At 65.1% G+C, this 26,954-nt stretch carries 24 protein-coding genes; 9 read left to right on the forward strand and 15 right to left on the reverse strand.

Annotated elements, in window-relative coordinates; genetic code table 11:
* Positions 1-42: 42 nt before the first annotated feature.
* The 7 genes from guaA to rpmI form a co-directional block, all read right to left on the reverse strand.
* Positions 43-1,644 carry a glutamine-hydrolyzing GMP synthase gene (gene guaA, locus QMG84_RS12895; protein ID WP_281928351.1) on the reverse strand — a complete coding sequence of 534 codons (1,602 nt, stop codon included), beginning with the start codon at positions 1,642-1,644 and terminating at the stop codon, positions 43-45.
* Positions 1,641-3,473, reverse strand: coding sequence for an IS4 family transposase (locus tag QMG84_RS12900; RefSeq protein ID WP_281928353.1), 1,833 nt, complete (start codon positions 3,471-3,473; stop codon positions 1,641-1,643). Before QMG84_RS12900 ends, guaA begins: the two co-directional genes overlap by 4 nt.
* A 172-nt stretch (positions 3,474-3,645) precedes the next feature.
* Positions 3,646-5,085, reverse strand: coding sequence for a dihydrolipoyl dehydrogenase (gene lpdA / locus QMG84_RS12905; RefSeq protein ID WP_281928355.1), 1,440 nt, complete (start codon positions 5,083-5,085; stop codon positions 3,646-3,648).
* The gene (locus QMG84_RS12910) at positions 5,069-5,983 is read right to left on the reverse strand and encodes an alpha/beta hydrolase (RefSeq protein ID WP_281928356.1); all 915 of its coding nucleotides are present in this window, start codon (positions 5,981-5,983) and stop codon (positions 5,069-5,071) included. Before QMG84_RS12910 ends, lpdA begins: the two co-directional genes overlap by 17 nt.
* An 80-nt stretch (positions 5,984-6,063) precedes the next feature.
* Positions 6,064-6,207, reverse strand: a complete 144-nt coding sequence (locus QMG84_RS12915; RefSeq protein WP_281928358.1) for a hypothetical protein — start codon at positions 6,205-6,207, stop codon at positions 6,064-6,066.
* A 139-nt stretch (positions 6,208-6,346) separates the two neighbouring features.
* Complete coding sequence (gene rplT, locus QMG84_RS12920; RefSeq protein ID WP_202073690.1) at positions 6,347-6,712, reverse strand: 50S ribosomal protein L20; 366 nt, start codon at positions 6,710-6,712, stop codon at positions 6,347-6,349.
* Between the two features lie 39 nt (positions 6,713-6,751).
* Entirely contained in the window at positions 6,752-6,952 is a 201-nt protein-coding gene (rpmI, locus tag QMG84_RS12925; RefSeq protein ID WP_165047728.1) for a 50S ribosomal protein L35, read from the reverse strand.
* A gap of 245 nt (positions 6,953-7,197) precedes the next feature.
* On the opposite strand from rpmI, the gene QMG84_RS12930 reads away from it, so the two are divergent.
* A complete protein-coding gene (locus QMG84_RS12930; RefSeq protein WP_281928360.1) occupies positions 7,198-8,310 on the forward strand; it encodes an amidinotransferase in 1,113 nt (370 codons plus the stop codon).
* Here QMG84_RS12930 and QMG84_RS12935 read toward each other — a convergent pair.
* Complete coding sequence (locus QMG84_RS12935) at positions 8,307-8,627, reverse strand: DMT family transporter (RefSeq protein ID WP_202073688.1); 321 nt, start codon at positions 8,625-8,627, stop codon at positions 8,307-8,309. The two genes, QMG84_RS12930 and QMG84_RS12935, sit on opposite strands and share 4 nt — an antisense overlap.
* Positions 8,628-8,788: 161 nt before the next feature.
* On the opposite strand from QMG84_RS12935, the gene QMG84_RS12940 reads away from it, so the two are divergent.
* Positions 8,789-9,658 carry a pirin family protein gene (locus QMG84_RS12940; RefSeq protein ID WP_281928361.1) on the forward strand — a complete coding sequence of 290 codons (870 nt, stop codon included), beginning with the start codon at positions 8,789-8,791 and terminating at the stop codon, positions 9,656-9,658.
* 30 nt (positions 9,659-9,688) lie between these two features.
* Here QMG84_RS12940 and QMG84_RS12945 read toward each other — a convergent pair whose 3' ends face one another.
* The gene (locus QMG84_RS12945; protein ID WP_281928363.1) at positions 9,689-11,398 is read right to left on the reverse strand and encodes an ATP-binding protein; all 1,710 of its coding nucleotides are present in this window, start codon (positions 11,396-11,398) and stop codon (positions 9,689-9,691) included.
* Entirely contained in the window at positions 11,395-12,933 is a 1,539-nt protein-coding gene (locus QMG84_RS12950) for a YifB family Mg chelatase-like AAA ATPase (protein ID WP_281928365.1), read from the reverse strand. The genes QMG84_RS12945 and QMG84_RS12950 overlap by 4 nt, the downstream gene beginning before the upstream one ends.
* A gap of 170 nt (positions 12,934-13,103) precedes the next feature.
* Here QMG84_RS12950 and QMG84_RS12955 point away from each other — a divergent pair, with 170 nt between their 5' ends.
* Positions 13,104-13,916 (forward strand): lytic murein transglycosylase, encoded by an 813-nt coding sequence (locus QMG84_RS12955; protein ID WP_202073684.1) that lies wholly within the window; start codon positions 13,104-13,106, stop codon positions 13,914-13,916.
* Positions 13,917-13,969: 53 nt separating this feature from the next.
* Here the strand turns inward: QMG84_RS12955 and QMG84_RS12960 are convergent, their stop codons facing one another.
* Positions 13,970-14,749, reverse strand: a complete 780-nt coding sequence (locus tag QMG84_RS12960) for a hypothetical protein (protein WP_281928368.1) — start codon at positions 14,747-14,749, stop codon at positions 13,970-13,972.
* Between the two features lie 585 nt (positions 14,750-15,334).
* On the opposite strand from QMG84_RS12960, the gene QMG84_RS12965 reads away from it, so the two are divergent.
* Entirely contained in the window at positions 15,335-16,105 is a 771-nt protein-coding gene (locus QMG84_RS12965; RefSeq protein ID WP_281928369.1) for a Bax inhibitor-1/YccA family protein, read from the forward strand.
* A 60-nt stretch (positions 16,106-16,165) separates the two neighbouring features.
* Here QMG84_RS12965 and QMG84_RS12970 read toward each other — a convergent pair whose 3' ends face one another.
* Positions 16,166-16,585, reverse strand: a complete 420-nt coding sequence (locus QMG84_RS12970; protein ID WP_202073681.1) for a DUF2794 domain-containing protein — start codon at positions 16,583-16,585, stop codon at positions 16,166-16,168.
* A gap of 441 nt (positions 16,586-17,026) precedes the next feature.
* Between QMG84_RS12970 and htpG the strand changes: the two genes are divergently transcribed.
* The 3 genes from htpG to QMG84_RS12985 all read left to right on the forward strand — a co-directional run bounded on the left by htpG (position 17,027) and on the right by QMG84_RS12985 (position 21,327).
* Positions 17,027-18,925 carry a molecular chaperone HtpG gene (gene htpG / locus QMG84_RS12975; RefSeq protein ID WP_281928371.1) on the forward strand — a complete coding sequence of 633 codons (1,899 nt, stop codon included), beginning with the start codon at positions 17,027-17,029 and terminating at the stop codon, positions 18,923-18,925.
* Between the two features lie 8 nt (positions 18,926-18,933).
* Entirely contained in the window at positions 18,934-19,833 is a 900-nt protein-coding gene (gene prmC, locus QMG84_RS12980; RefSeq protein WP_281928373.1) for a peptide chain release factor N(5)-glutamine methyltransferase, read from the forward strand.
* A gap of 540 nt (positions 19,834-20,373) precedes the next feature.
* Positions 20,374-21,327: a DUF4167 domain-containing protein gene (locus QMG84_RS12985; RefSeq protein ID WP_281928375.1), complete on the forward strand. Its 954-nt coding sequence runs from the start codon at positions 20,374-20,376 to the stop codon at positions 21,325-21,327.
* A 250-nt stretch (positions 21,328-21,577) separates the two neighbouring features.
* Here the strand turns inward: QMG84_RS12985 and QMG84_RS12990 are convergent, their stop codons facing one another.
* Positions 21,578-22,336: an MOSC domain-containing protein gene (locus QMG84_RS12990; RefSeq protein WP_281928377.1), complete on the reverse strand. Its 759-nt coding sequence runs from the start codon at positions 22,334-22,336 to the stop codon at positions 21,578-21,580.
* A gap of 204 nt (positions 22,337-22,540) precedes the next feature.
* On the opposite strand from QMG84_RS12990, the gene QMG84_RS12995 reads away from it, so the two are divergent.
* Positions 22,541-22,960, forward strand: coding sequence for a CBS domain-containing protein (locus QMG84_RS12995; RefSeq protein ID WP_281928378.1), 420 nt, complete (start codon positions 22,541-22,543; stop codon positions 22,958-22,960).
* Between the two features lie 35 nt (positions 22,961-22,995).
* Positions 22,996-23,415, forward strand: coding sequence for a DUF3775 domain-containing protein (locus QMG84_RS13000; RefSeq protein ID WP_281928379.1), 420 nt, complete (start codon positions 22,996-22,998; stop codon positions 23,413-23,415).
* A gap of 239 nt (positions 23,416-23,654) precedes the next feature.
* On the opposite strand, the gene QMG84_RS13005 is transcribed toward QMG84_RS13000, so the two are convergent.
* Both QMG84_RS13005 and QMG84_RS13010 read right to left on the reverse strand, forming a co-directional pair.
* Positions 23,655-24,302 carry a dienelactone hydrolase family protein gene (locus QMG84_RS13005; RefSeq protein WP_281928381.1) on the reverse strand — a complete coding sequence of 216 codons (648 nt, stop codon included), beginning with the start codon at positions 24,300-24,302 and terminating at the stop codon, positions 23,655-23,657.
* 180 nt (positions 24,303-24,482) lie between these two features.
* Positions 24,483-26,954 carry a glycoside hydrolase family 2 protein gene (locus tag QMG84_RS13010; RefSeq protein WP_281928383.1) on the reverse strand — a complete coding sequence of 824 codons (2,472 nt, stop codon included), beginning with the start codon at positions 26,952-26,954 and terminating at the stop codon, positions 24,483-24,485.

Below are 26,954 nucleotides of genomic sequence, written 5' to 3' on the forward strand. Positions count from 1 at the left end.
TACGCTATCTCGCTCCAATGCCCTCCACGGTGTCCTATTCCCCTACTCCCACTCGATCGTCCCCGGCGGCTTCGACGTCACATCGTAAACCACCCTATTCACCCCCTTCACCTCATTGATGATCCGCGTCGCGGCGCGGCCCAAAAACGCCATGTCGAAGGGGAAGAAATCCGCCGTCATGCCGTCGCTCGACGTCACGGCGCGCAGCGCCAGCACGTAGTCATAAGTGCGGCCGTCGCCCATCACGCCGACGCTGCGCACGGGGAGCAGCGCCGCGAAGGCCTGCCAAATCTGATCGTACAAACCCGCCTTGCGGATTTCGTCGAGATAGACGGCGTCGGCCTCGCGTAGAATATCGAGCTTCTCGCGCGTGATGAGACCGGGGCAGCGGATCGCGAGGCCCGGACCGGGGAAGGGATGGCGGCCCACGAAAGCTTCCGGCAGGCCAAGCTCGCGGCCGAGCGCGCGCACCTCATCCTTGAAGAGCTCGCGCAGCGGCTCGACCAGCGCCATATTCATGCGCTCCGGCAGACCGCCGACATTATGATGCGATTTGATCGTCACCGACGGCCCGCCGGTGAAGGAGACGCTCTCGATCACGTCGGGATACAGCGTGCCCTGCGCCAGGAACTGCGGCGCGCCGCGGCCGTCCTGCGCGATCTTCTTGGCCTCCGCCTCGAAAGTCTCGATGAAGAGCCGGCCGATGGTCTTGCGCTTGACTTCCGGGTCGTCGACGCCGTCGAGCGCGCCCAGGAAAAGCTCCTCGGCCTCAACATGGTGCAGCGGAATGTTGTAATGGTCGCGGAAGAGGCTCACGACCTCCTCCGCCTCGCCGAGCCGCAGCAGGCCGTGGTCGACGAAGACGCAGGTGAGCCGGTCGCCGATCGCCTCATGGATCAGCACCGCCGCGACGGCGCTGTCGACGCCGCCGGACAGCCCGCAGAGCACGCGGCCGTCGCCGACCTGCTTGCGGATCGCGGCGATCGCTTCGCCGCGGAAAGCGGCCATGGTCCAGTCGGACCGAAGCCCCGCGACCTTGTGCACGAAATTGGCAAGAAGCTTCGCGCCGTCCGGGGTATGCACGACCTCCGGGTGGAACTGCAGGCCGTAATAGCGGCGCGCCTCATTGGCGATCGCCGCCATGGGGGCGTTCTCGGAAGCGGCGATGACGCTGAAGCCCTCGGGGAGCCTGGTCACGCGGTCGCCATGGCTCATCCAGACGGTGGCGGAGGCGCCCTTCTCCCAGACGCCGTCGAGAAGCGCGCTCTGCGCCAAAGCGGTGATCTCGGCGCGGCCGAATTCGCGATGATGCCCGCCCTCGACATGACCGCCGAGCTGCACGGCCATCGCCTGCTCGCCATAGCAGATGCCGAGCACGGGAACGCCGGAATCGAAGATCGCCTGCGGCGCGCGCGGCGAGCCGTCGTCCGTCACCGAGCAGGGACCGCCGGAAAGGATCACCGCCTTGGGGCGGATGTCGGCGAAGGCGCGCTCGGCGTTCTGGAAGGGCGCGATCTCGCAATAAACCCCCGCCTCGCGCACGCGCCGCGCAATGAGCTGCGTGACCTGCGAGCCGAAGTCGACAATGAGCACCTTGTCGTGGCGGTCGGCGATGTCGTGGTGGAAGGTCTCGGTGGCGGTCATGGTTTCACTTTGTAGGGCCCCCTCCCCAACCCTCCCCCGCTTCGCGGGAGAGGGAGCAGGCCGTCGCCTCCATCGAGTTCGCTGATCGCGAGCGTCCCCTCTCCCGCGTTAGCGGGGGAGGGACAGGGAGGGGGCAAATTCTCCTCAGCGCGCCGGTAGATCGTCTCCAGCACGCCCTCGAACTCTGCGTAAACCTCCGCATTGGTCACGCGCAAGACAGAAAAGCCGTTATTCGCAAACCATGCGTCGCGGAGGCTGTCGCGGCGCAGCTCGGCGTCGGTGGAATGGGTGGCGCCGTCGATCTCTACGACCAACTTTGCCGCGTGGCAGAGGAAGTCCGCGATATAGGGGCCGCAAGGGACTTGGCGGCGGAAGTGCAAGCCTTGGAAGCGATGGCCGCGCAAGGCGTGCCAGAGCTTGCGTTCGGCGTCGGTCATGTCGCGGCGGAGCTTGCGGGCGAAGGCGATTTTCGAGGTTCTCGGTTTCCGCAAGGCCCCCTCCCTGTCCCTCCCCCGCTCCGCGCTGTCGTAGAAGGTCAGCGCGGCTCCGAACTTTATTCGTCGAAAGTCGTCGAGGCCCTGGCGCATTACTTTGGGGCCGGGCTTTCCGTAATAGGCGGTCCAGCCGCCGAGCCTGGCGACGACCCAGGCGGCGAAGGCGAGGCTGCCTTTGCGGTGGGGGTTCTTCTGGCGGGCCGTCGCGCCCTCGAGCTTCGCCGAGACGGCCTCGAGCAGCGCTTCGTCCTCGGGCTCGAAAGCGTCCGTCAGCAATTGGTCGGTCGCGCCGTCGCGCGCCTTGACCAGTTGCATGACCGTCACCGCGGCGACCGCCGTCGCCGCCACCAGCTTGATCATCACTTTCGGATCGCAGATGTCGGCCTGCTCGATCTCGAAGCCCGCCGTCTTCAGCGTGCGGAAGAATTCCTCGATGGTCCAGCGCATTCGATAGAGGTCGATCACCCGGCGCGCCTCGGCCAGGCTCGTCGCCGCATGGGTCGTGAGAAGCCGCCAATGAATGGGCGCGACGCCCTCCGCGGCCCCGACCTCGCGCACGTCGACCAAAGTCACGCCGACCGTGTCCGGCAAGTCACGCGCGCCGTGGCGCGGCTTGCGCAAAGTGACCGGCGAGACGCGGACCGCGAGCGCCGCCTTGCGCGCCTTGCGTCCCGGAGCCGCCGGGATCTCGGCGACGAAGCGGCCCGTCTCGGCCAATCCGTCGGCGAAGGGGAACAAAAGCTCGATCGCATCCTCGCCGTCTGCGGCGATCGTCCGGTTCTGGCAGGCGCGCACAATCAGCTCCACGCCGCCCGGACGCTGCGCGAGATGCGCGTAGATGTCGCTCTCCCGATCCGAGACGACAGTGATCCGCTTCGCCGCCGCGAAATCCTCGCGCGCATGCGTCGCCACATCGAGCCAGCGCTGCGATTCCTTGTCCGCGAGCGCGCGCGAGCGCCGCGCCGCGACCTTGGCCCCCGTGTCGCGGTTCCAGACCTCGGCATGAGCGAGGCCGAGCAGCGCGCCCGTGCCGGCGTCGAGCGCCAGGGCCGCGTGCAGCAAAAGGCCGCGCGTCCCGCCGCCCTTGCCGACCGGCCCATAGCCGTTCGCCTGCGCGCGCTTGCCGCCGAGCGCCAGCTCGCTGGTGTCCTGCGCCACCACTATGTCGCGACCCGCCGCCCGCGCCGCTGTGAGCCCGGCGGCGCGCCGCGCCATCTCCTCGGCGGTCACCGCAGGATTGCGCAGGAAGCGCGCGAGCCGCACCTCCTGCGCCCGCCGCCCGCCGGCGATCCGACGGATGCGCGCGCACGGCCGCGCGACGAGGCCCCGATGCAACGAGACCCCCCTTTTTCCAGGCGGCGGTCGCCGAACCGCCCCAGTCCATACGAAATCGCCATGCCCCACCCCGCGAATCAAAACGCGACCAACGGAATCAAACAGACCCGACCGAGGCAATCACGATGTGTGCATTCGATAGCGCTTTAGCGGGGGAGGGCTGGGGAGGGGATCAAATATGAATCGCCCGCCCGAAGGCGTTCAGCACGCTCTCATGCATCGTCTCGGAGAGCGTCGGATGCGGGAAGATCGTCTGCATCAGCTCTTCTTCCGTCGTCTCCAGATTCATGGCGATGACAAAGCCCTGGATCAGCTCCGTCGCCTCGGCGCCGACGAGATGCGCGCCGAGCAAGCGGCCGGTCTTGGCGTCGAAGATCGTCTTCACGAGCCCCTCGGGCTCGCCAAGCGCAATGGCCTTGCCATTGCCGAGATAGGGGAAGCGTCCGACCCGGACCTCATAGCCCGCGGCCTTCGCCTTCTCTTCGGTGAGACCAATCGACGCCACCTGCGGATGGCAATAAGTGCAGCCGGGAACGAGGGATTTATCCAGCGGATGCGCCGGCAGCCCAGCGATCGCCTCAACGCAGGCGACGCCCTCGTGCTCGGCCTTATGCGCCAGCATCGGCCCGCCCGCCACGTCGCCGATGGCGTAGACGCCCGGAACATTGGTGCGCCCGAGCCCGTCCGTCTTGATGACGCCGCGCTCCAGCGCGACGCCCAGCGCCTCGAGCCCGAGGTTTTCGATATTGGCTACCACGCCCGCCGCCGAGAGCGCGCGCTCGACCTCCAGCGTGCGTGTCCCGCCGTCGGCGCCCTTGAGCGTAACGACGACGCCGTCCGCCTTCTTCTCCAGACCAACGACAGTTGTCGCCGTCTCTATGACAATCCCTTGCTTCTCGAAGCTCTTGCGCGCGAAAGCGGCGATCTCGGCGTCTTCCGCGGCGAGAATTTGCGGCAGCGCCTCGACGAGCGTCACCTCCACGCCAAATGTCCGATAGAAGGAGGCAAATTCAACGCCGATGGCGCCAGCGCCGACGACGAGCAACGACTTCGGGAACCGTTCGGGCTTCAGCGCGTCGAAGTAAGTCCATACCAGCCGCCCGTCGGGCTCCAGCCCCGGAAGGACGCGCGGACGCGCTCCGGTCGCGACGATGATATGCTTGGCCTGATAGGCGCCCTCCCCCAGAGGCGTCTTCGGCGCCGGGAGCTGCGGCGTCACGGCCGGTTTCGTCGGCGCGCCGACCTGCACTTCGCCCTTGGACCCGAGCCGCGCCTCGCCCCAAATGACATCGATCTTGTTTTTCTTCAGCAGAAAGCCGACGCCGGCGTTGAGCCGCCCCGCCGCCTCGCGCGAACGCGCCACGATACGGGCCGCATCGAAGCCCGGTTCCGTGACCGTCACGCCATAGCGCGCGCCGTCCTGCGCCAGCCGGTAGACCTCGGCCGAACGCAGCAGCGCCTTGGTCGGGATGCAACCCCAATTGAGGCAAATGCCGCCGAGATGCTCGCGCTCGACGACCGCCGTCTTAAGCCCGAGCTGCGCCGCGCGTATGGCGGCGACATAGCCGCCCGGTCCGCCGCCGATGACGATGACATCATATGACTGGCTCATGCGGGCCCCGCTCGCTTCCGCCGCTTCGCCCAGTGTTAGCGGCGCGCGCGGTTTTAGTCGAGATGAAGGCCGTTACGTCGGCGGCGACGGGCGCCAGGAAGGAAAAGATCGGAGAAAAGGCGCCGATGATCTCGCGATGGCCCAGCCGCGGATAGAATCTCGTCTCGACCTCGCCGCCCGCCGCCCGCACGGCGGCCGCGAGATCATGCGTGTTGCGCGGCAAGACCGTCTTGTCGACCTCCCCCGTCGCCAGCAGCAGCGGCGGCGCGTCGCGCGTCACATGGGCCATGGGCTGGGTGCGTCCCTTGTTTTCCGGCGGGCCGAAGACGCCGCGGAGCAAATCCGTGTCGATCTCGAAATGATAGGGACCGGCAAGGCCGATCACGCCGGCAAGGTCGGCGCGGCTATCGAGGCCGACGGCGGCAAGCCAGCGTTTTTCGAATGCGAGCATGGAGGCGATATGGGCCCCCGCCGAATGGCCCATGACAAAGAGCCGCCTTCGGTCGGCGCCGAAGCGCGCCGCATGGTTATGGATCCAGCAAAGCGCCTCGGCGGCGTCCTCGACAAACGCCGGAAAGCGGGCGGCCGGATAGATGCTATAGTCGGGGACGACGGCGAGATAGCCCCGCGCGGCCAGCGACGCGCCGAGAAAGCGGTAAATCTCCTTGGCGCCGGAGGACCAGCTCCCGCCGTAAAGATAAAGGATGATGGCGCGCGGCGCCGCGAGGCTCGCCGGAAGATAGACGTCGAGCCGACGGCGCGGCCCCTCGCCATAAGGCATATCGGCAATCCGCCGATGATCCTGCAACCGCGCGGCGAGATCGACCGCCAGTCTCGGCGTCTCCCTCACCGCCTCTCCGAGGAATTTCGTCGATCTCAAAAGCGCCTGCGCCGGCATTTGGCCTCTATCTGAGTCTTTCGCTGCTGTAGCAAAAGATAGGACTCGCCGACGCAGGCGGGAGTGTCTTGTCCAACGCGCTAGTCATGGCGTTGGGGCGCAACCGGCCGCCGAACGGGGATTGGCCGCAATACGGGCGCCGCCGGGCCGGCGAAGGCGCCGCGCACGACGTCCAGCAATTTGGCCAAAGTCGCCGCGACTCCGTCTTTCTGCTTGCCTTTCATGAGTGTGACTCCTGTTCTCCTTTCCAGGGAGGAGCAACACCCGAAGAAGCCGGATTGATCCAGGTAAATTTGGAATAAATCAAAAAAGCGCCCGCCGTCGAACGGCGAGCGCTTCAATAAATCTTGTATGATCAGAACGTTAGGCAGCCTGCGGCAGCGCCGCCTTGGCCTGCGCCACGATGGCCGCGAAAGCCTCGGGCTTCTCGATGGCGAGCTGCGACAGAACCTTGCGGTCGACGATCACGCCAGCCTTGGCGAGGCCGTCGATGAAGCGCGAATAGGTCAGGCCATGCTCACGCACGGCGGCGTTGAGGCGCTGAATCCACAGGGCGCGGAAGGTGCGCTTCTTGGCCTTGCGGTCGCGCGTGGCGTATTGCATCGAGCGATCGACGGCCGCCTTGGCGGTGCGGATCGTATTCTTGCGGCGGCCGTAGAAGCCCTTGGCGGCCTTCAGCGTTTTCTTGTGCTTGGCGTGGGACGTAACGCCCCGTTTGACGCGAGCCATGACGAAACTCCTTCAGAATTCTGCGTGTATAGGGGACGATTAGGCGTTCGGCAGGAAGTATTTCTTGACGTTGTCGCCATCGGTCTTGAACAGAACATTCGTCCCGCGCAGATTTCTGATCTGCTTGTTCGTGCGCTTGATCATGCCGTGGCGCTTGCCCTGCTGGGCATAGACCACCTTGCCGGTCCCGGTGACCTTGAAGCGCTTCTTGGCGCCGGATTTCGTCTTCAGCTTGGGCATTTTGCTCTCCTGGGCCTTGGCCCTGTTGTTTTTCGCGCCGGCTGAGCCAACGCGCTTCGCGCGAGCGAAAGAACCGCCACGGCAGCCCATCACTGGCCGGGCGGTTCGGAAGCGCGGCTTATAAAGCGAAACCAGCCGGACTTGCAAGAGCGTTGGACCGGAGCCGTTCCTGCGACATATTGAGCGATGGCCCTCTCTCCCGCGTCGGCCAAAAATAATAGCGAGGAAACACCGGGATTTTCAGCATGAACTTTCACGCGCCTTCGTCCGAATCGTCCGCCGCCGCCTGCCCTGTGAGCTCCCACAATGAATGGGACCCGCTGGAGGAAATCATCGTGGGGCGCCTCGAAGGGTCGACCATCCCCTCCAACCACCCGGTCGTCACTTGCAACATCCCCGGCATGGCGGCGCGCGCCCAGTCCCTGGCGGCGGGCTTCCGCTTTCCCAAATTCATGGTCGAGCCCGCCCAGGAGGAGCTCGATAATTTCATCAAGGTGCTCGAATCGCTCGGCGTCACCGTCACGCGCCCCGAGCCCTTCGATCACCACGCCAAATTCTCGACACCCTATTGGTCCTCGCGCGGCTTCTGTAATTCCTGCCCGCGCGACTCGATGCTGGTCATCGGCGACGAGATTCTCGAAACGCCCATGGCCTGGCCCTGCCGCTATTTCGAGACCCACTCGTACCGAACCATCCTGAAGGACTATTTCCGCCGCGGCGCGCGTTGGACGTCGGCCCCGAAGCCGCAACTCACCGACGCGCTTTTCGATCCGAATTTCGAGCTGCCGAAAAAAGGCGAACCCATTCGCTATATCCTCACCGAATTCGAGCCGGTGTTCGACGCCGCCGATTTCTTCCGCTGCGGCCGGGATATTTTCGTCACGCGTTCCAATGTGACGAACAAAATGGGCGTCGACTGGCTGCGCCGTCATCTGGGCGAGGGCTATCGCATCCACGAGATCAAGAGCCGCTGCCCCAACCCGATGCATATCGACACGACCATCTTGCCGCTCGGCCCCGGCAAGATCCTCATCAACCCGGAATATATTCACCCCGACGAGCTGCCCGAGATTCTCAAGAAATGGGACATTCTCGTCGCGCCGGACCCGACGCCGATCGACGACCGCATTCTCGCCATCACCTCCATGTGCGGCAAATGGCTGAGCATGAATATTCTGATGATCGACGAGAAGCGCATGATCGTCGATCCACATCACGTCAATATGATGCGGCAGGTCGAGAAATGGGGCTTCGAGCCCATCCCCGTTCCCTTCCTGCATTATGCGGCGTTCGGCGGGGCCTACCATTGCGCGACGCTCGACGTGCGCCGGCGTGGAACGCTGGAGAGCTATTTTTAGTTCACGCCGCTCAATCTGAGCCCGACCATGCCGATGACGATCAAGGCGAAGGACGCCAGCCGCATCGGGGTGGCGGGCTCGCCTAAGAAAAACACGCCGACGACCGCCACGGCCGCGATGCTGCCGCCGGTCCACACGGCATAGGCTGTCCCCGCCGGTATCGTCTTTATCGCGACGCCCAAACAGCCAACGCTTGCGACCATGAAAAACAGCATGATCACCGTCGGCCACAGGCGCGTGAAGCCGTCGGCGTATTTCATGCCGACGAGCCAGCCCACCTCGCAAAGGCTTCCGATCAAGAGGATGATCCAGGCCATCTACAATTCCTTCCAACACAGAATGCGATTGCCTTGTTGGCGCTCGAGGCGGCGGCGTCAAGCGGGCGGCGCGCGCCGAGCCCGCTTGTTTGAATTGCGCGCGCGAGGCCCAACATAAGTTGGAAAGGAATTTGCTGGACGAGTCGGCAGGGAGGTCCGTTATGCGCAAGATCATCGGGGTCCTTGCCGCGCCCGAGACCATGCATTGGGTCGGCGACGGCTTTCCGGTGCGCACGCTTGTCTCGCATCAACGGCGCGAGGCGCTGGTGAGCCCTTTCCTCCTGCTGGATCACGCCGGTCCTGTGCATTTCGAGCCAACCGAGCGGCGTCTCGGCGTCGGCCTGCATCCGCATCGCGGCTTCGAGACGGTGACGATCGTCTATGACGGCGCAGTCGCGCATCGCGACTCGACCGGCGCGGGCGGGCTTATCGGGCCTGGCGACGTGCAGTGGATGACAGCCGGCGCGGGCGTCCTGCATGAGGAATATCATGCCGACGATTTCGCCCGGACAGGCGGGCGCTTCGAAATCGTTCAGCTATGGGTCAATCTGCCGGCGCGCCTGAAGCTGACGGCCCCGCGTTACCAGGCGCTATCCGCCGGCGATATTCCGAATGTGGCGCTGCACAAGGGCGCCGGCGTCGCGCGCGTCATCGCCGGGGAGCTTCAGGGGGCGACCGGGCCCGCGCGCACGGCGACGCCGATGAACATTTGGGACGTCCGCATCAAGGAAGGCGGGACCGCCGCCTTTTCCTTGCCCGAGGGGCATAATCTTGTCGTCGTCGCGCTCGACGGGCCGGTTGTCGTCGATGGCCAGGCGCATGTGCGCGCCGGAGAGACGATCATCTTCGAGCGCGCGGGCGGCGACGTCATCTTCTCCGCGCAAGCGGATACGAAACTCCTGCTGCTCAGCGGCGAACCGATCCACGAGCCGGTCGTGCAGGAGGGGCCTTTCGTGATGAACACGCGGGCGGAGATCGAGCAAGCGATCGCGGATTATCGCGCCGGGCGTTTTGGAGCGACGGCGCCGTAAGGCGCGTGAGCGGGACGCGTCTCCACCGGTCTACCCGCCGCGGCGTTCGACGCCGCATGGCGTAAGCCGGAGCTCCTCGATCGTTGCGGCGAGCACGGCGAAATCGACCGGTTTGGTAAGAAAGCCGTCGACTCCGGCGGCGCGGGCCGCGCGCTCGTCCTCCGCCTGCGCGCTCGCCGTCAAGGCAAGGATCGGCGTGCGCGGCGCCCGGGCGCGCGCTTCGGCCTCACGGATTCGCCGCGTCGCTTCGCGCCCGTCGAGTTCGGGCATGAAGAGATCCATAATGACGACGTCATAGCGGCCGGCCGAACCTGCTTCGATCGCCGCCGTCACAAGCGCGACCGCCTCGGCGCCATTATGGGCGCGGGTCGCCGCCGCGCCGAGCTTCGCGAGATGCCGCGAGAGAATCAGGGCGTTGACGTCATTGTCCTCGGCAATGAGCGCCCTCGCGCCCTCGAGCGCGCGGATCGGCTGCGCGGCGGCAGGCGCTGGCGCATCGGCCCGCTCTTTGGACAGCCGCGCGACGAGCGAGGCGCTGCGCACCGGCTTGACGAGCCAGCCGTCGAAATCGCGAAGCGCCGCTTCGCCGAAGGCCCGCCGCTCCAAGGGCGAGAAGAGGAGAAACCGGCGCCGCACGCCTGCCGCGCGCGCCGCCGCCGCAAGTTGCGCGACATCCTCCGATCCCAGCGCGCAATCGACGATGATCGCCTCATATGGCGCAGCCGTTGAGATTAGCGTCAGCCCTGCCTGCAGATTTGCGGCAACCTCCGCAATGCCGCCCGCCGGCGTCAGGCTCTCGGCGAGAAACGGCGCCTCGAACGAGCTGTCGTCGACGATCAGAACCCGCAGACCGGCAAGCGGCTTCGACGATGTTTCCGGAGCGCTTGTGGAGACCGGCAGCGTGAAGGCGAAGGTCGACCCATCGCTCGACGTCTGCGCGAGCGACAGCGCGCCGCCCATCAGGCTTACGAGACGCCGGGAAATGGCGAGCCCCAATCCCGTCCCGCCCTGGCGCCGCGTCGCGGAGGCGTCGCCCTGCTCGAATTCCTCGAAGATCGCCTCGCGCGCGGACTCGGGAACGCCGGGCCCCGTATCGCGCACGTCGATTCGCAATAAGGCGCCGTCACGGGCAACCCGCACGCCGACGCCGCCGCGCACGGTGAAGTTGATGGCGTTGCCGATAAGATTGACCAGCACCTGTCGCAGCCGCGAGGGATCGCCCTCGATCATTCGCGGCGCATCCTGCTCGACAACGCTTGCGATCTCCAACCCTTTGGCGAAAGCGCGCGGCGCCAGCAGCTCGACGACGCCCTCGACGAGCGGCGCCAATGCAAAGGTCTCGCGGCGCAAGTCCAATTTGCCGGCTTCGATCTTGGAGAAGTCGAGAATGTCGTCGATGAGCTGAGCAAGCGACCGGCTGGAATCGCCGATCGCCTCGACGTAGCTCGCCTGCTCCGCGTCGAGCCGCGTCATCGCAAGAAGCTGCGCGAGCCCCATCACCCCATTGAGGGGCGTGCGAATTTCGTGGCTGACGGTCGCAAGAAAGCGGGATTTGGCCAGACTCGCGGCCTCGGCCTTATCGCGCTCGGCCGCCGCGGCGCGCAGCTCCCAGATTTCATCCCGCAGCTTTTCGAGCTCCGCCTCGCGCGCGCCGCGCTGGCTCCTGCGCAAGGCGACGAAAACCGCGCCCCCGAACAGCGCCAAAGCGGCGATGATCGCCATAAGCTCCACAGCGCTCATGCCGCGACCCGCCGCGCCGCCAGACCCGCACGATAGGAGAGCGCCTCGGCAAGATGCGCGCGCGCAATCCGTTCGGCGCCATCGAGATCGGCGATGGTGCGGGCAAGTTTCAATACGCGATGGAAGCCGCGCGCGCTCAGGGCGAAACGATCCGACGCGTCCCGGATCAGCGCAGTCCCCGGGCCGTCGAGCTGCGCCACCCGCTCGATGACCGACGCAGGCGCAGCGGCGTTGGCGAGGACGCCCGGCAGTCCCAACGCCTCGTAACGCTCCCGCTGCAAGGCGCGGGCGCGGGCGACGCGCGCTGCAACCTCGCGCGAGCCTTCGGCCGGCGGCGGCAGGACAAGATCGGCGGCGCTGACAGCGGGCGCCTCGATCTGGAGATCGAAACGGTCGAGCAGCGGCCCGGACAGACGCGCCTGATATTGCGCCACGCACCGTTCATTGGGCTGCCGGCGGCAGGCGAAGCCGGGATCGAGCGCGTGGCCGCAACGGCAGGGGTTCATCGCCGCGACAAGCTGGAAACGCGCGGGATAAACCGCCCGATGATTGGCGCGCGCGATGGCGACCTCGCCGGTTTCGAGCGGCTGGCGCAGACTGTCGAGAACTTGCGGCTGGAACTCCGGCAATTCGTCGAGGAAGAGCACGCCATTGTGGGCAAGCGAAATTTCGCCGGGCTTCGCGTGGGTTCCGCCGCCGACGAGAGCGGCCATGGAAGCGGAATGATGCGGCGCGCGAAACGGCCGCCGGTCGGTCAGCTCGCCCCCGGCGATCTGCCCCGCCACCGAATGGATCATGGAAACTTCGAGCAGCTCGCGCGGCGTCAGCGGCGGCAGGATCGACGGGAGCCTTGCGGCGAGCATGGATTTGCCCGCGCCCGGCGGTCCGCTCATCAGCAGATTGTGGCCTCCCGCCGCGGCGATCTCCAACGCCCGCTTGGCGCTCTCCTGCCCTTTGATGTCAGCGAGATCGGGAAGATCGGCGGCCCGCGCGCGCACCGCCGGCTCGGGCCGAGCCAAGACCTGCGTTCCTTTGACATGATTGACGAGCTGAATGAGCGAGCGCGGCGCGAGCACCTCCATCTCTCCCGACGCCCAGGCCGCCTCCGGCCCGCATTCCCTGGGGCAAATCAGCCCCTGCCCGCGCGCATTGGCCGCCACCGCCGCCGGGAGCACGCCGGCGACAGGCGTCAGCGTCCCGTCGAGCGCGAGCTCGCCGAGGACGACAAAGCCTTCCAGCGCATCGGCCGGGATCGCGCCAATGGCCGCCATCACCCCCAGCGCGATGGGCAGATCATAATGGCTGCCCTCCTTCGGCATGTCGGCGGGAGCGAGATTTACGGTGATGCGCCTGGCGGGCAGAGCGAGGCCGGAGGCGATGAGCGCCGCCCGCACCCGCTCACGCGATTCGGCGACAGCCTTGTCGCCGAGGCCAACGACATTGAAGACGACCGAGCCGGGCGCAATCTGGACCTGGACGTCCACCGGGCGCGCTTCGACGCCTTCGAAAGCGACCGTCGCCACCCTGACCGCCATAGCAATGCTCCCAGAAAACCACCGGCCGCCTGAAACAGAGCTAAATTAACTTTCGGGGCTTGATCGCGCAAGAACAATATACGAACATTCGAGCGCTCGCTCGTAAGCTTGCCGCATTGTCAAATATGTTTAGGCTCCCTGGCGTTTCGGAGAGCCCGAGGAGGAGGCCGATGAAGAGATTATCGACAAGCCGCGCCGCCGCTAAGTTTTTGGCGGCGACGCTTGTTATCGGAGCGCTCGGCGCGGCGGCGCCGGCTCAGGCGGCGCGATGCGGCAATGGCGCGGGCGGCTTCGAGGCGTGGAAACAGGCGTTTGCCGAGGAAGCGCGCGGGCGCGTCGGCGCCGCAGGCATCGACGCCCTCATGGACACCCATTACAACTCCCCGACGATCGGCGCGGATCGCGGCCAGAAGAGCTTTCATCTCTCTCTGGAAGCCTTCATGACGAAGCGCGGCGCCTCGGCCATCGTCGCGCGCGGACGCCAGCTCAAACATTCGCAGGCCGCGCTCTTCTCCTCGATCCAGAGCCGCTATGGCGTGCCGCCGGGCCCGCTTTTGGCGATCTGGGGCATGGAGACGGGTTTCGGCGCGGTGCATGGCAATCAGCACGCGCTGTCCGCCGTGGCGACGCTCGCCTATGACTGCCGACGGTCGGACTATTTCACAGATCAGCTCTACGCCGCCCTCGAGCTGATCGACAATGGGAGACTGTCCGCCAGCGCCCGCGGCTCCATGCATGGCGAGATTGGCCAGACGCAGTTTCTGCCCAAGAACATTCTGCAATATGGCGTCGGCAATTTGGACAACGCCTCGGCGGCGCTGATGTCCACGGCGAATTTCCTGCACGCGCATGGCTGGCGCGCGGGGGCGGGCTATCAGCCGGGAGAGCCCAATTTCGAGGCGATCCAGGCATGGAACGCCGCCTCGGTTTATGAAAGAGCCATCGCCATCATCGGCCGCCAAATCGACGGCGGCGGCGAATAGCTCGATTTGCTAAGTCCGCCGCTTGGAAAACGGCGGACTTACATGATGACGACCTATTCTGCGGCGGTGCTGTATCTGTCGGTCTCGTCCCGTTCCTCGGCTTTTTCTCCATCGGTCTCGGCCGCCTCTTCTTCAACCGTCTCTCGGGACGGGTCCGCGTCCGGGTCGGGGCCGTCGATCGGCGGCAGCGGCGGCGTCTTGAAAGCCGCGGCGGCGGTGGCGATCTGCGGCGGCGGCATGCGGCCGCGATGCACGAGATAAATGAGGAAAGCGGCGACGACGCCAAGGCCAAGCGTCAGATAGATCGGCAGATCGCGCATGAAGGTGCGATCGACCGAGAAAGGAAAGCGCGACACCCATTGCTCGCCGTGGTCGCCGGTCACGGTCACGATGCCGACGAAATAGCCGCCCTCCTTGAAGGTGTGCTCGAAATTCACGGTACCGGTTGGATAGAGCTTGGGCGGCTGGTAGGCGACGGTCGCCGCCTCGAGATTCTCGTTCTCCTTTTCCGGACCGCCCACGTCCTTGACGATACGTATCTCGATCTTCATGTCGCGGAGCTCTTGCTGCTCCGCGTCGAGCACCATGATGATCGGGCCGGTCGCGGGGATGTCCTCGCAGAACTCGTTTTTCGAGGCCTCGGGCAAATAGCCCGTGAAGTTCATGACGTCGGGGCCGATGTAGAGCCGGCAGCGGCCTTCGGCGGCGCCCAGGCGCCCATGCGCCTCCGCCGGCGCGGCGAAGAGCCCTGTGAAAGCCAGAGCGCCGGCGGCCGCAAAAGTTCGGAGCAGCCTCATGTAGCTATGAAACGACGTCGGCGCGTCATCACTCATCTTCTCCTCCTGGTCCTCGTGCGGCAAGGACACGCGACTCCCGGGACATCCGCATTGCGCCGCGCAATCCCGCCGCTCCGGCGGGAAGCCGGGCGACGCCCTTCCCTCGATGTTAGCGTAATCCGTTTGAACGGCAAGGGTGCGACAATCAGTCATCTATGCGGCTTCGCACCATGGCTGGCCGCGCATTTTTCCCCTCGAAACGGCCTGGACGCCCGGGCGCGCAGGGGAAGTTGAGGGCTCCTGGCACGGCGCTTGCGCTTTTCGCAACCGCACAAAAAAAGCCCGAACCGGCGGCGCAGCCGTCATTGCGCGGCAAAGCGACGAAGCGATCTGGAGTTGCGATGCGGCCCTGATCGCTCCGCTCGCAATGACGGATCCGGGGCGTTTCCTGGCGAGCGGCGCGACGCCAAGCCTGTTCTCTACTTTCCATTAATCCTCGCGCCACCTTAACAAGAGTTCATCCAGGCGCGCCTTGCCACCCAAATCGGGCCAAGCCATATTGCACTCAGCCATAATGGTTGAGGCTACGAGCGATGGTCGGAAATCCGTCCGCGCCGGCCTTGGGAGATCGAGAGGATCGCTATGTCATATTACGACCGCAACTCGAACTTCGGCTACGGCCGCGGGGTCGCCCGGTCGACCACGGCCGAGATCGACGAAGGCCTGCGCGGCTATATGCTGGGCGTCTACAATTACATGACGCTGGGCCTCGCCGTGACCGGCCTCGTGGCGCTGGGCACCTATATGCTCGCGGAGCCGCAATTCGTCGGCGGCAAGCTGGTGGCTCTATCGTCCTTCGGCCAGGCGCTCTATCTCTCGCCGCTGCGCTGGGTGGTGATGCTGTCGCCGCTCGCTTTCGTCTTCCTGATCGGCGCGCGCGCCCAGACCATGTCGGCGGCGACGGCGCGTAACCTGTTCCTCGCCTTCTCGGCGTTGATGGGCCTGTCGATGTCGTCGATCCTGCTGGTCTACACCGGCGTATCGGTCGCCCGCGTGTTCTTCATCACCGCGGCGGCCTTCGGCGGCCTCAGCATCTACGGCTATATGACGAAGCGCGACCTCTCGGCCTTCGGCTCCTTCCTGGTCATGGGCGTGTGGGGGCTCGTTATCGCCGGCCTCGTCAATTTGTTCCTGCACTCCAGCGGCCTTCAGTTCGCGCTGTCGATCCTGTCGGTGCTGATCTTCTCGGGCCTCACCGCCTGGGACACGCAGAACATCAAGGACATGTATTACGAGGGCGATGGTTACGAAGTGGCGCAGAAAAAGAGCGTCTTCGGCGCGCTGTCGCTCTACCTCGACTTCATCAACATGTTCCAGTCGCTGCTGTATCTCTTCGGTCAGCGCAACGACTGACGCTTTGAGGCGGCCTAAGCCCGATCCGGAGAAGCCCCGCGTAAGCGGGGCTTTTTTTGCCTATTCCGCGCCGACGATGCGAAGCCCCTTGTCGAGCACGCGCAAAACGCGCGCGAGGTCGTGCCCGCGCCGCATGACGAGCCCGCCGGCGGCGATCACCGCATAGGCCCCCTGCTTGCGCGCCAGCTCAGGATTTTTTTCGATTCGATATAGCGGCGCTTCGCTGGTCCGCCGGAAAATCGAGAAAACCGCCTTGGCGGGCGTGAAGTCCAGCGCGTAATCCCGCCACTCGCCGGCGGCGACCTTGGCGCCGTAGAGATTGAACAGGGCGTTGAGCTCGCGCCGGTCGAACGAGACCTGCGCCGCCGCCCGGTTCTCCGCCCCCTTCGCGTGGTCCCCCTGCCCCGAGCGTCCGGAGCCGCCCACCACCACAAAGGCTGGGCGGGAACGGCTGGGCTCCGTCGTCTCCGACTCCGCCATGCATGTTCTCCAAGCTTGCCATTATGTTCGCGCGATGCGGGCTGCGGGGCAAGCGTTGTTTGTCATCGACGCGACATATTAAAGGGCTTCCGCGCCTTAACCTCAGCACCTACAGTCATTAATCACAATTTAGCCTGCATTGGGCCCCTTGCGCGTCAAACGGCTAGCCCAATATTTCTTCTCATTGCCGCGACCGGCTTCGGCGCGCTTTTCCGGTTTTCGTCAGCCCCCCAGCCCCCCGGGATCGCGCGTTCTCAAGTCGCAACAGGTCCGGTGATGACGGGCCGGCCGGGAGAAATCCCGCGCCGGCCCTGTCTTTTGACCGCTGTCCCCTTGCAATTTTTGGACAAATGCCAAACTCAAGCAGCGCGCCGCAAGGCCGCCCATTTTGCCTTTTTAATCAGGACTCCCGCGCCGGAGCCTGACCGATTTGGAGCACTCATGACCAAAGACGCTGTCACTGCCGAAGCGCCGCAAGCCGCTCAGTTCGGCTTCGAAGCGGATGTCGCGCAGCTTCTCGAGCTGATGACGCATTCCGTCTATTCGGAGCGCGAGGTTTTCCTTCGCGAGCTTATTTCGAACGCCGCCGACGCCTGCGAAAAGCTGCGCTACGAATCACTCTCCGACGAGAGGCTCGCGGCCGAGGCCGGCGCGCCGCTGGTCACCATCGCGCTCGATAAGGAAAAGCGCCAGCTCACCGTCGCCGACAATGGCGTCGGCATGTCGCATGACGAGCTTATCAGCGCGCTCGGCGCCATCGCCAATTCCGGCACGCGCGCTTTTCTGGATAAGCTCGGCCAGGAGGGCGCCGGGGAAGGCGCGTCGCTGATCGGCCGGTTCGGCGTCGGCTTCTATTCCGTCTTCATGGTCGCCGATCTGGTCGAGGTCGCCACGCGGCGCGCGGGCGATGACCAAGCCTGGCTCTGGTCGTCGCAAGGCAAGGGAACCTATTCGATTGCGCCGCTCGCGCTCGACGACGCGCCAAAGGTCGGCGCGCGCGTGACGCTGCATCTCAACGCCGAATCCGACGAATTTCTCGAGCCCTGGCGCATCGAGAACATCGTGCGCGAACATTCTGGCGCTGTCTCGACGCCGATCGACCTCATCGAGGAGCCTGGCAAGGAGCCGCGTCGAATCGCCGACGGTCAAGCGCTCTGGACCAAGCCGAAGTCGGAGATCACCGAGGAGCAGTACACGGACTTCTACCGACAGCTCTCGGGCTCGTTCGACGAGCCGGCGCTGACGGTGCATTGGCGCGCGGAGGGCCGCACCGAATATACGGTGCTCGCCTTCGTGCCTGGCTCGCGTCCGTTCGACCTCTTCGAGCCCTCCCGCAAGAGCAAGTCGAAGCTTTACGTGCGCCGCGTGCTCATCTCGCGCGACGTCGAGCTTCTGCCAGCCTGGCTGCGTTTCGTGCGGCTCGTGGTCGACAGCGCGGACATTCCCCTCAATGTCTCGCGCGAGATGGTGCAAAAGAGCCCCGTCATCGCCTCGATCGGCAAGGCGGTCGCGACGCGTCTCCTCCAGGAACTCAAAAAGCTCGCTGAGAACGAGCCCGAGAAATTCGCGACAGTGTGGGAAAACTTCGGCTCTGTGCTGAAAGAAGGCCTGCACGAAGACCCGAGCCGCCGCGACGATCTCTTCGCGATTGCACGGTTCACCTCGACGAAATCCGACGGCGAGACGCGCACGCTGAAAGATTACGTCGCAGATCTGCGCGAAAATCAGACCGCGATTTATTACATCACCGGCGACGATGCGACGCGTCTGGCGACGAGTCCCCAGCTCGAAGGCTTCCGCGCGAGAGGCGTCGAGGTTCTGCTGCTCGACGACGCCGTGGACGCCTTCTGGGTGACGAACGCGCTTGGATTCGACGGCAAGCCATTCAAATCCGTGACCCAGGGCGCGGCGGACATCGACGCCATTGCCCTGCTCGACGATAGCAAGGAGGAAACCCCGCCGGCCGCCGATGTGGGCGATCTCGTCGCCGCGCTCAAGGAGACCTTGTCGGACGCCGTCGAGGACGTGCGCGTCTCGACGCGGCTGACCGAAAGCGCCGCCTGTCTCGTTGCGTCCGAAAAGGGCCTCGACCGGCAGCTTGCGCGCATTCTCGCCGAAACCGGACAGAAGGGGCTTTTCGGCAAGCCCGTGCTGGAGATCAACGCCAAGCATCCCGCCGTCGCGGCGTTGGCGGCGAGCCTGCGTGAGAAGGGTCGAGAGGGCGCGGCCGATGGGCTGCATCTCCTGCTCGATCTCGCGCGCGTCGCCGACGGCGAGGCGCCTGTCGATCCGGCGGCCTTCGCCAAGCGTCTGTCGGCGCTGATCGCCAAGGTCGCATAGACATGGACATGCGCCGCGACCCAGCGCCATTCTCCGCGATCGAGAGGCAACCCTCGCGCGCGGAGGCCATTGCGCAGGTCGCGGCCTATCTGAGCGATAGCGGCGTGGAGGCCGCGCAAGCCCAGGACGACGCGCGGGCCTTGCTGCGCGCGGCGGCGGGGCTTTCGCGCCTGGAGCTGGCGATGTCTCCCCAGGCGCCGATTACCGACGACGAAGCCGACCGGCTTTCGCGACTGGCGGCGCGCCGCGCGGCGCGCGAACCGGTCTCGCGCATTCTCGGGGAGCGCGGCTTCTGGACGCTCGACCTCGTCGTCTCTCCTCAAGTTCTCGACCCGCGCCCCGATACGGAGACGCTCGTCGAAACCGTTCTTGCGCTCCTCGACAAGCGCGACGCGCCGCTTTCTATTCTCGATCTCGGCGCAGGGTCGGGGGCGATTGCCTGCGCTTTGTTGAGCGAATTGCCGGCGGCGCACGCTGTGGCGGTCGATCTCTCGCCTTATGCTTGCGCGGCGACGGCCGAAAATCTCGCGCGTTGCGGCTTCACGGACCGCGCCGTCGTGGTGCGGGGAAGATGGGCTGAATCGCTCGCCGGTCCCTTCGACGTCATCGTCTCCAATCCGCCCTATGTGCGCGCCGGCGATATTCCCACCCTCGATCCGGAGGTCAGACTCTATGATCCTGCGCTCGCGCTCGACGGCGGGCGGGATGGACTCGATTGCTACCGCGAGATTGTCGCAGATGTTGCGCGATTGCTGAAATCCGACGGACTTGTCGCATTCGAGGTCGGCTCGGATCAGGCGGTGAGCGTTGCTTCCCTCCTTGGCGCGAAGGGTTTCGCCATTGCGCGGGTGGGGAGAGACGCGGGCGGCCACGAGCGCGTCGTGGCTGCGCGTCCGGCTCAGCCGTAGACGTGACATATTCGCTACAGTGCACTCGATTTTAACCGTAGAACGCGACGCCGCACTTGGCTCGGGGGGATGCAGTCTCTATAGTCTGAACTATATCAGCTAAACGAAATCGAGATGGGGATCTCGACAATTCCGGGCCCGCCTCGCGAGCGACGCCTCAGGACAGGCCGGCAAAGGCTGGCGTGTAAGCTGCATGATCCCGGCGGAGTAAGACCACGCTGATCGTCACGGCGCGCCTCCTTTGAAGATGCGCGGCCATCGATGTCCGCTTGGTTGACATGTTAGGCGACCGCGCCGAGAGGCCAGGCGAGTCGCCGAGCGATACAGGGAATCGCGCAGGGCCAAGCGGCAGCAACAGGATCGATGACGGCGCGGCCAATGGCCGGCCTCCGATCCGTCGATACGCAGCGCCTGCGGAGCGATCCAAACGAACTTCCTTCGGCGGAAGGAACGGCATGGCGCGACCTGCCATTTGCATCATTTGCGCATGAATTGCGCGAAGCTTTCGGGGGAATTATGAGACCAGGACAAAACAAGAGAATGCGGGGGCGCAGCGGCCGGAAAGGGCCGAACCCACTGACGCGCTCTTACGAGTCGAACGGTCCAGACGTCAAAATCCGCGGCACCGCCCAGCATATCGCCGAGAAATATTTGCAGCTCGCGCGCGACGCGCAGTCCTCTGGCGACACGATCATGGCCGAGAGCCTGTTGCAGCACGCCGAGCATTATTTCCGCCTCATCGCCGCCGCGCAGCTCGCGCAGCAGCAGGCAAGCGGCTACGGCCGCCCGCCAATGGAGGCGGAAGTCGAGCTGGAGGACGACGACGATTTCGCCGCCCTGCCCGATCGCTTCGCGCCGCTCTCCGAGCGCTTGCCGCAGCCGGTTTATCAAGGGCAGCCGCAGCAGCAGCCTTTCGCGCCGCAGCAGCCGCAGCCGCAACCCCATTACGCGCAGCAGCAACCCCAGCCGCAGCCCTATGAGGAGCGGCCGATCGGAGAAATGCGCGCTGAGCGGCCGGAACGCGCGGAGCGGCCCGAACGGCCCGAGCGTGCGGATCGGCAAGAACGCATGGAGCGGCAAGAACGCATGGAGCGGCCAGAGCGGATGGAGCGGCCAGAGCGCGGCGAGCGACCGCCGCGGCCGGAGCGCCCGCCCTTCCGCGAGCGCAGCGCCGAAGGCGAGCCGCGCCGCTTCGAACGCGGCCGCGACCGCCGCTTCCAGCGGCCCGAGGCTAGTGACGAACCGCCGCCCGGCCTGCCCTCCTTCATCACCGCGCCGCCCGCGCGCGCGCCTGTCGCCGCCGAGGGCGAGGCGCCCGAAGCCGGCTTCGCGCCTGCCGAGCGCCCGCAGGCGCGCGAGCACGAGGGGGTGAATTTCCACCTCAATCCGCGCCGCCGCCGCCGTCCGCGCGCGCAGCTCGACGAAGCGGCCAGCGAAGCTCGCGAGGAAGCGGCGCAGCCGACCGAGCTCCCGCTCGAGCCGGACCGTCTCTGAGCTTCATCGAAACCAAAAGAGCCGCCTCAGACCGAGGCGGCTCTTTTCTTTTTCGAAGGCGCGTCAGCTCTTTTTCATACGAAATCGAGATCGGTTCGGTGTCATTCCCGACGCTCGCGCAGCGAGTGAGCGAGTGATCGGGAATCCAGAGCAAAACCTGCGTCGCTTTTGTGGCTCTGGATTCCCGATCGGGCCTTTGGTCCGTCGGGAATGACAAGCGCCAATGCGAGCTATTCAAACGGAAACGGTATCAGAGGAGCGTCAGAGCATCGCCGACCGCCACGCGTCCGCCCTTTTCGACGCGGGCGTAGACGCCGCAGTCGACGTGGCCAAAATTCTTTCTCAGCGTCTGGACGACATCCATGTCCCGCCGCCCCGTGCCGGGCTCGACACCCGTCGCCGCGCAACGGTCGGTCATCTTCAGCACTGAAAGCGTCGCGTCGCCGATCTTCAGCGTGCGCCCCGGCCAAGCGGCTTCCGCCCAAGCGTCTGCGCCCTCGATATAGAGATTGCCGCGAAAGCGCAGCGGATCGACGCGGGTCCCTTGCGCCTTCTCGATCTCTGCAACGCTTGCGAGATTGATAAGCGAGACGAAGCCCGATTTGGAATCGGTGAACCGAAAACCGTCGGGCGCCTCGAGCAGCTTCACCGGCCCGCGGATTTGTGCCTCATCGACATATGCGCTCAGAAACGCCTCGATTGCGGCGCGCCCCTCTGACGTGCGCAGATTGGCGCGCACCGCCTCACGGCCGCCCTCCGAGATTGCGAGCGTTCCGCTCTCTTCGTCGTAACGGGTGGCAAGCCCGGCGAGGGCGCCATTCTTCATGAGCATAAGAAACTTGATCTTGGGCTGATGCTCCGGCGCGGCCGGATCAAAACCCGAAGGCCCGTTCTCCAACGCGAAGAGCCGGTCGCAGGGGAAATAACCGTCCGTCTGGAGATCGGCGGCGCGCAGTGGCTCCGGCGAGAGGCCCTTGACTGGATAGCGGTAGAGTTGGGCGAGGCGCATGACGACTCCGGCGCATGAAAACCGGCCGCAAGTCACGGCGAAGAGGCGCCGTTGTCAAGCGAGCCCGCGGCGTCGGGGCGACAATCTCCAGCTCCGGCAGCGGGATTGCGCTCTCGAACGGGCGAACCAGATAGCATCGAGCGAGCGTAGGGACGGATGCGTGAAGGCCCTGCGCGAAACTCCGCCTCTGCATTGGAGCTTGCCATGAAGGTGAAGGACGTGATGCACCAGGGCGTCGAATGGGTTTCGCCCGACACGCCGGTCGCAGAAGTGGCGAAAAAGATGCGCGAGCACGACGTCGGCGCAATCCCGGTGGGTGAAAACGATCGCCTCGTCGGCATGGTCACCGACCGCGACATCACAATCAGAGCCGTCGCCGAAGACAAGGACATTTCCAAGCTCTCCGTACGCGAGGTCATGACGAGCGGCATCATCTATTGCCGCGATACGGAGGATGTCGGCGACGCGATAAGGATCATGGAAACCAAGCAAATCCGACGCCTTCCTGTGATCGACGAAAACAAACGTATGGTCGGAATCGTCGCTTTGGGCGACATCTCCCACGGCGGCTCGCGCGATCTCGCGGCGGAAGTAATGAAAGCCGTTTCGGCGCATCATCGCTGACGCTCGATCGCGCATCTGCGGCGAGAGAGGCAGATATGATCACGCTCGAAGATATCGACGTCCGCCAGGCGCAATCCATCGCAACCCTTGCAAAGGCCGCGCGCACGCGCCGCGATGAATTGCTCGGCAATGTCGCCGAGGAGGATCTCGGCGAAGCGCCGCCAGCGCGCGGCGAACATAACCCAACGGGGGCTCTTGGCTTCGAGCCCCTGCCTCCCGGCGCCCCGCAGATTGCTGCGCTGCGCGACGCGATCGCGGCTCTCTCTCCAGCAGCGCGCTTCGAGCTTTACGCCCTGATGCGCATCGGCCAGGGGCATCTCGCCGCCAAGGATTTGCGCGAGGGCGCAGCGGAGGCCGAGAGGCTCGGCGATGAGACGATCAGCGCCTCGATGATGGAGGACGCCGATCTACACGACCACATTACAAAGGCGCTCTACGAAGCCGACCTCTCGTGATATGGCATCTCATCGATTGGTTCGGCGCCATTCCCGACGCTCGCGCCGTTTGAACACAGGAAATCACCGCCGTCATTGCGAGGAGGCGGAGCCGACGAAGCAACCCAGGGCCGCATCGCCGCCCTGGATTGCTTCGCTCGCAATGACGGCTCTGAGCAAAACCCGCGCTCTCGTGGCTCTGGATTCCCGGTCGGGGGAATGACACGCGCGCGACGCGAGCTGTTCAAACCGAAATGGTATCAACCAGCATTCCTGAGATGGCGGTCGAACCAATCTATGGCCAGGCTGACGACCGTCTCCAGCGTTCCGGGCTCCTCAAAAAGATGGGTGGCGCCCGGGACGATATCGAGGCGCTTCGCGCATTGCAGCATGAGCAGCGCCGACTGATTCAGTTGTATAACCAGATCGTCCAGGCCGCCAACGATCAACAGAGTCGGCGCCTTCACCAACGGTAGCGCTCTTTCGGCGAGATCAGGGCGACCGCCACGCGAGACCACCGCGCCAACCAGGGCGGGCCTTGCTGCCGCAGCAACCAAGGCCGCCGCGCCGCCGGTGCTTGCTCCAAAGAGGCCGATCGGCAATCCGTGCAAAGCCGGCTCGCGCGTCGCCCATTCGAGCGCTTCGACGACACGCTCGCCCAGTAAAGCGATATCGAAGACGTTACGGCGATCTTGCGCTTCTTGCTCGGTAAGAAGATCGAACAGCAAGCTTGCGAATCCGCGCTTGGACAGCTCCCCCGCGACAAAGTTGTTGCGTGGGCTCAACCTCGACGAACCGCTGCCATGGGCGAAAATGACGAGACCCCGCGGTTCACGCGGCTTACGCAGAACGCCTTCGAGACCTTGGCGACCGACGATGACCTCTTCCTTGATGAAGCTCTCGGTCATGGCGCGCCTCCTGCGTTGAAAGGGCCAATTAATGCGCAAGACGCAAAGGGCGACTGGCGCCATTCCCTATGAACAGCTCGCACGGGGCCTTGTCATTCCCGGCGGGCTGGAAGCCCGACCGGGAATCCAGAGCCACAAGAGCGCTATCGTTGATCTGGTCTCTTGCCGCAGGCGTCCCCGCTACGCGGGCCGCCATTCGTAAGCTACTCGCTTACCGTTCAACGCCCTCACGCTACCGCGCGGGTGAGTAGCCGATGGCCGGAGCGGGCGCAGCGCAACGCGCCTTTGCTTCCCCGGCGCCAGATGAAACCAATTGGCCTCCGGGAGAAACTCTTCACACTCTATGCAGACCGACTGCGCGAAAGACTCCGCGGTCAACATCAGGGCAAATCCCGCGCCGTCGAAAACAACCCCCGCTCGTAAGCCACATTCGGCGCGCGCGATCCCGAACCCAAGCGGGAAGTGAAATGCTTCCAACACATGGTCTGGATTGTCTTTCGGCCGGAACGCCGCGACAGTGACGTCATGCGACGGCGGTCCGAAATTATAGGCGAGCGCCGTGTCGAAGAACCCGCCCCAAAACGCAACGTCTCGCGTGACGCTCACCTCTCGCGGCGCCACTCTGATCGAGCGCGTCGCGTGCATGACAATGGTCCTTCCGTCGCGGTAGCACGTCAGCGACGCCTCACCTTCGAACGGGTCAGGTCCGGCATTGACGAGGTGCAGATGAAGACCATTCACCCCTTCGTCTATCAGGAACGTCTGCGCCGGCGCAAAAGCGCGCTTCAACGCGTAATAGGAGGATTTCGGCAATCCTTCCGAATCGAGAACGCCCCACCCCGGCCCCGGCCAAAGATCCTTTAAAAACCAAACAAGCGCGCCACGCACCCCCGAACCGCAACGCCGCCACTCCGAGATGGTCGACGTCATCGCTTCGGCGACGCAAGCGCGTGCGAGGTCGAGATAGCGGTCAGGGTCGGACGCCCGCAGCCGCTCTGGCTCGCAGCCATAGAGAAGCCGCATATAGTGCTCGGTGACGTCCCTGAAATCCTGCAGCGCGCCCATGTCGCGCGGGATACGAGGCTCCCAGAGCGGCGACGCCATTTGTGCCGACCCGAAATTGCGCAGGATCGACGCCGCCTCCGGCGGACAGGAAAAGCCGAGGCACTCGGTTGCAAAACGCACATTGGCGCGTCGAGCGTCGTCGAGCGGGCGGCGATAGGCGCCGACGCCGTAGTAATGAGAAACGCCATGATCGGATTGGAAGGGCAAGGCGCCGCCGGAAGGCGAGTTCTCGACGTAGATCACGTCGGGCCTTCGACGTCGTACCGCTTCCGGCAAAAGCTCTTCGAACAATGGCGAACGCCATTTCGCCTCGGCGATCCCCATCATCGCGGCCTGCTGATAGACCTCGCTGCCCCCACAAGTCACCGCCAAAGACGGCGACGCCTCGACGCGGGAAAGAAACTCTGCGGCCTCACGCGCAACGCTCGCGCGAAATTCAGGCGCGTCGATTGGGTAATCGAAATTGGCGAAGGCGAAATCCTGCCACACCATGATCCCGAGTTCGTCGCACAGCTCGTAAAAGTCGTCGCTCTCGTAGTAGAGTATTCCTGGAACGCGCAGCATATTCATGCCCGCGTCTCGCACCACTTCAAGGAGCGGCGCAAGCGTCTGGCGTGAGCCGTCGAGACTGTGTGGATCCGCTCCCGTCCAGACGGCGCCGAGACAGACGAGCGGGGCGCCATTCACCGAGAGGGCGAAATCGGCGCCGTCTTCGCCGCGCGAGAGGTCGACGCGGCGAAAGCCCGTGCGCCCGAGATCGACGTTAACGCCGCCGATCTCGGCGCGAACATCGTATAATTTCGGCGCGCCGATGCTGTGAGGAAACCAAGGCTCGTAAGCATCCAGCCGGAGTTCGGCGACGAGACGTCCCTCCCCTTGCTTTTCAAAAGCTAGTTGACGCTCGCCACAGAATAGCGCGCCCGAATCCACTTCGGGCGTGGCCACATCCACTGTGACCGCAAGTCTTGCGCCCCTCCTATCGACCTCGGCGCGAACCGCCGCGTCACGCAAACGCAACGGACCGTGCTCGATCAACTCGACAGCCCGATAAGGCCCGACCGGCGGCATCGGCGGCGCAAATCCAGGCAGCCGTCCCAACGCCGTTGTCCGAATGTGCCTCAGCCCGCTGGGAACGATCATGCGCGGGCGCCAACGCGCGCGCCCCTTCTTCGTGTCTATCTCGCGCAGGACCGAGCGAAACCGAATGTGCAGATCATGTCGACCCGGCTGGAGAGAACCAATTTCCTCCCGAACAAACATATTGTCGCTCGAAAGGAGCAGCGCTCCGTCCAGGAAAATCTCCGCGAGCGTCGCGAGCCCGTGAAACACGAGATCGGCTTGGAGTTCATTCTCAAAGGAGAGCTTGTACCAGCAGTCGATCCCGTCGAGCGGCGGCAGATCCTCGTAACGACAGCCTTGCTCGATCAAAACTTGTGCGACGGTGCCGGGGACCTTGGCGGCGCGCCACACAGCATCCGATGGAATTACGTCAGGATGCGACCAGTCGCCGCCTTCGTCGATAAGAAATGACCAACCGTCTTCGAGCGGGCGCCGGCGTTCTCCTTGCACCGAAAGAACGCGCGCCAC

The sequence above is a fragment of the Methylocystis iwaonis genome (assembly GCF_027925385.1).
Classification (GTDB): domain Bacteria; phylum Pseudomonadota; class Alphaproteobacteria; order Rhizobiales; family Beijerinckiaceae; genus Methylocystis; species Methylocystis iwaonis.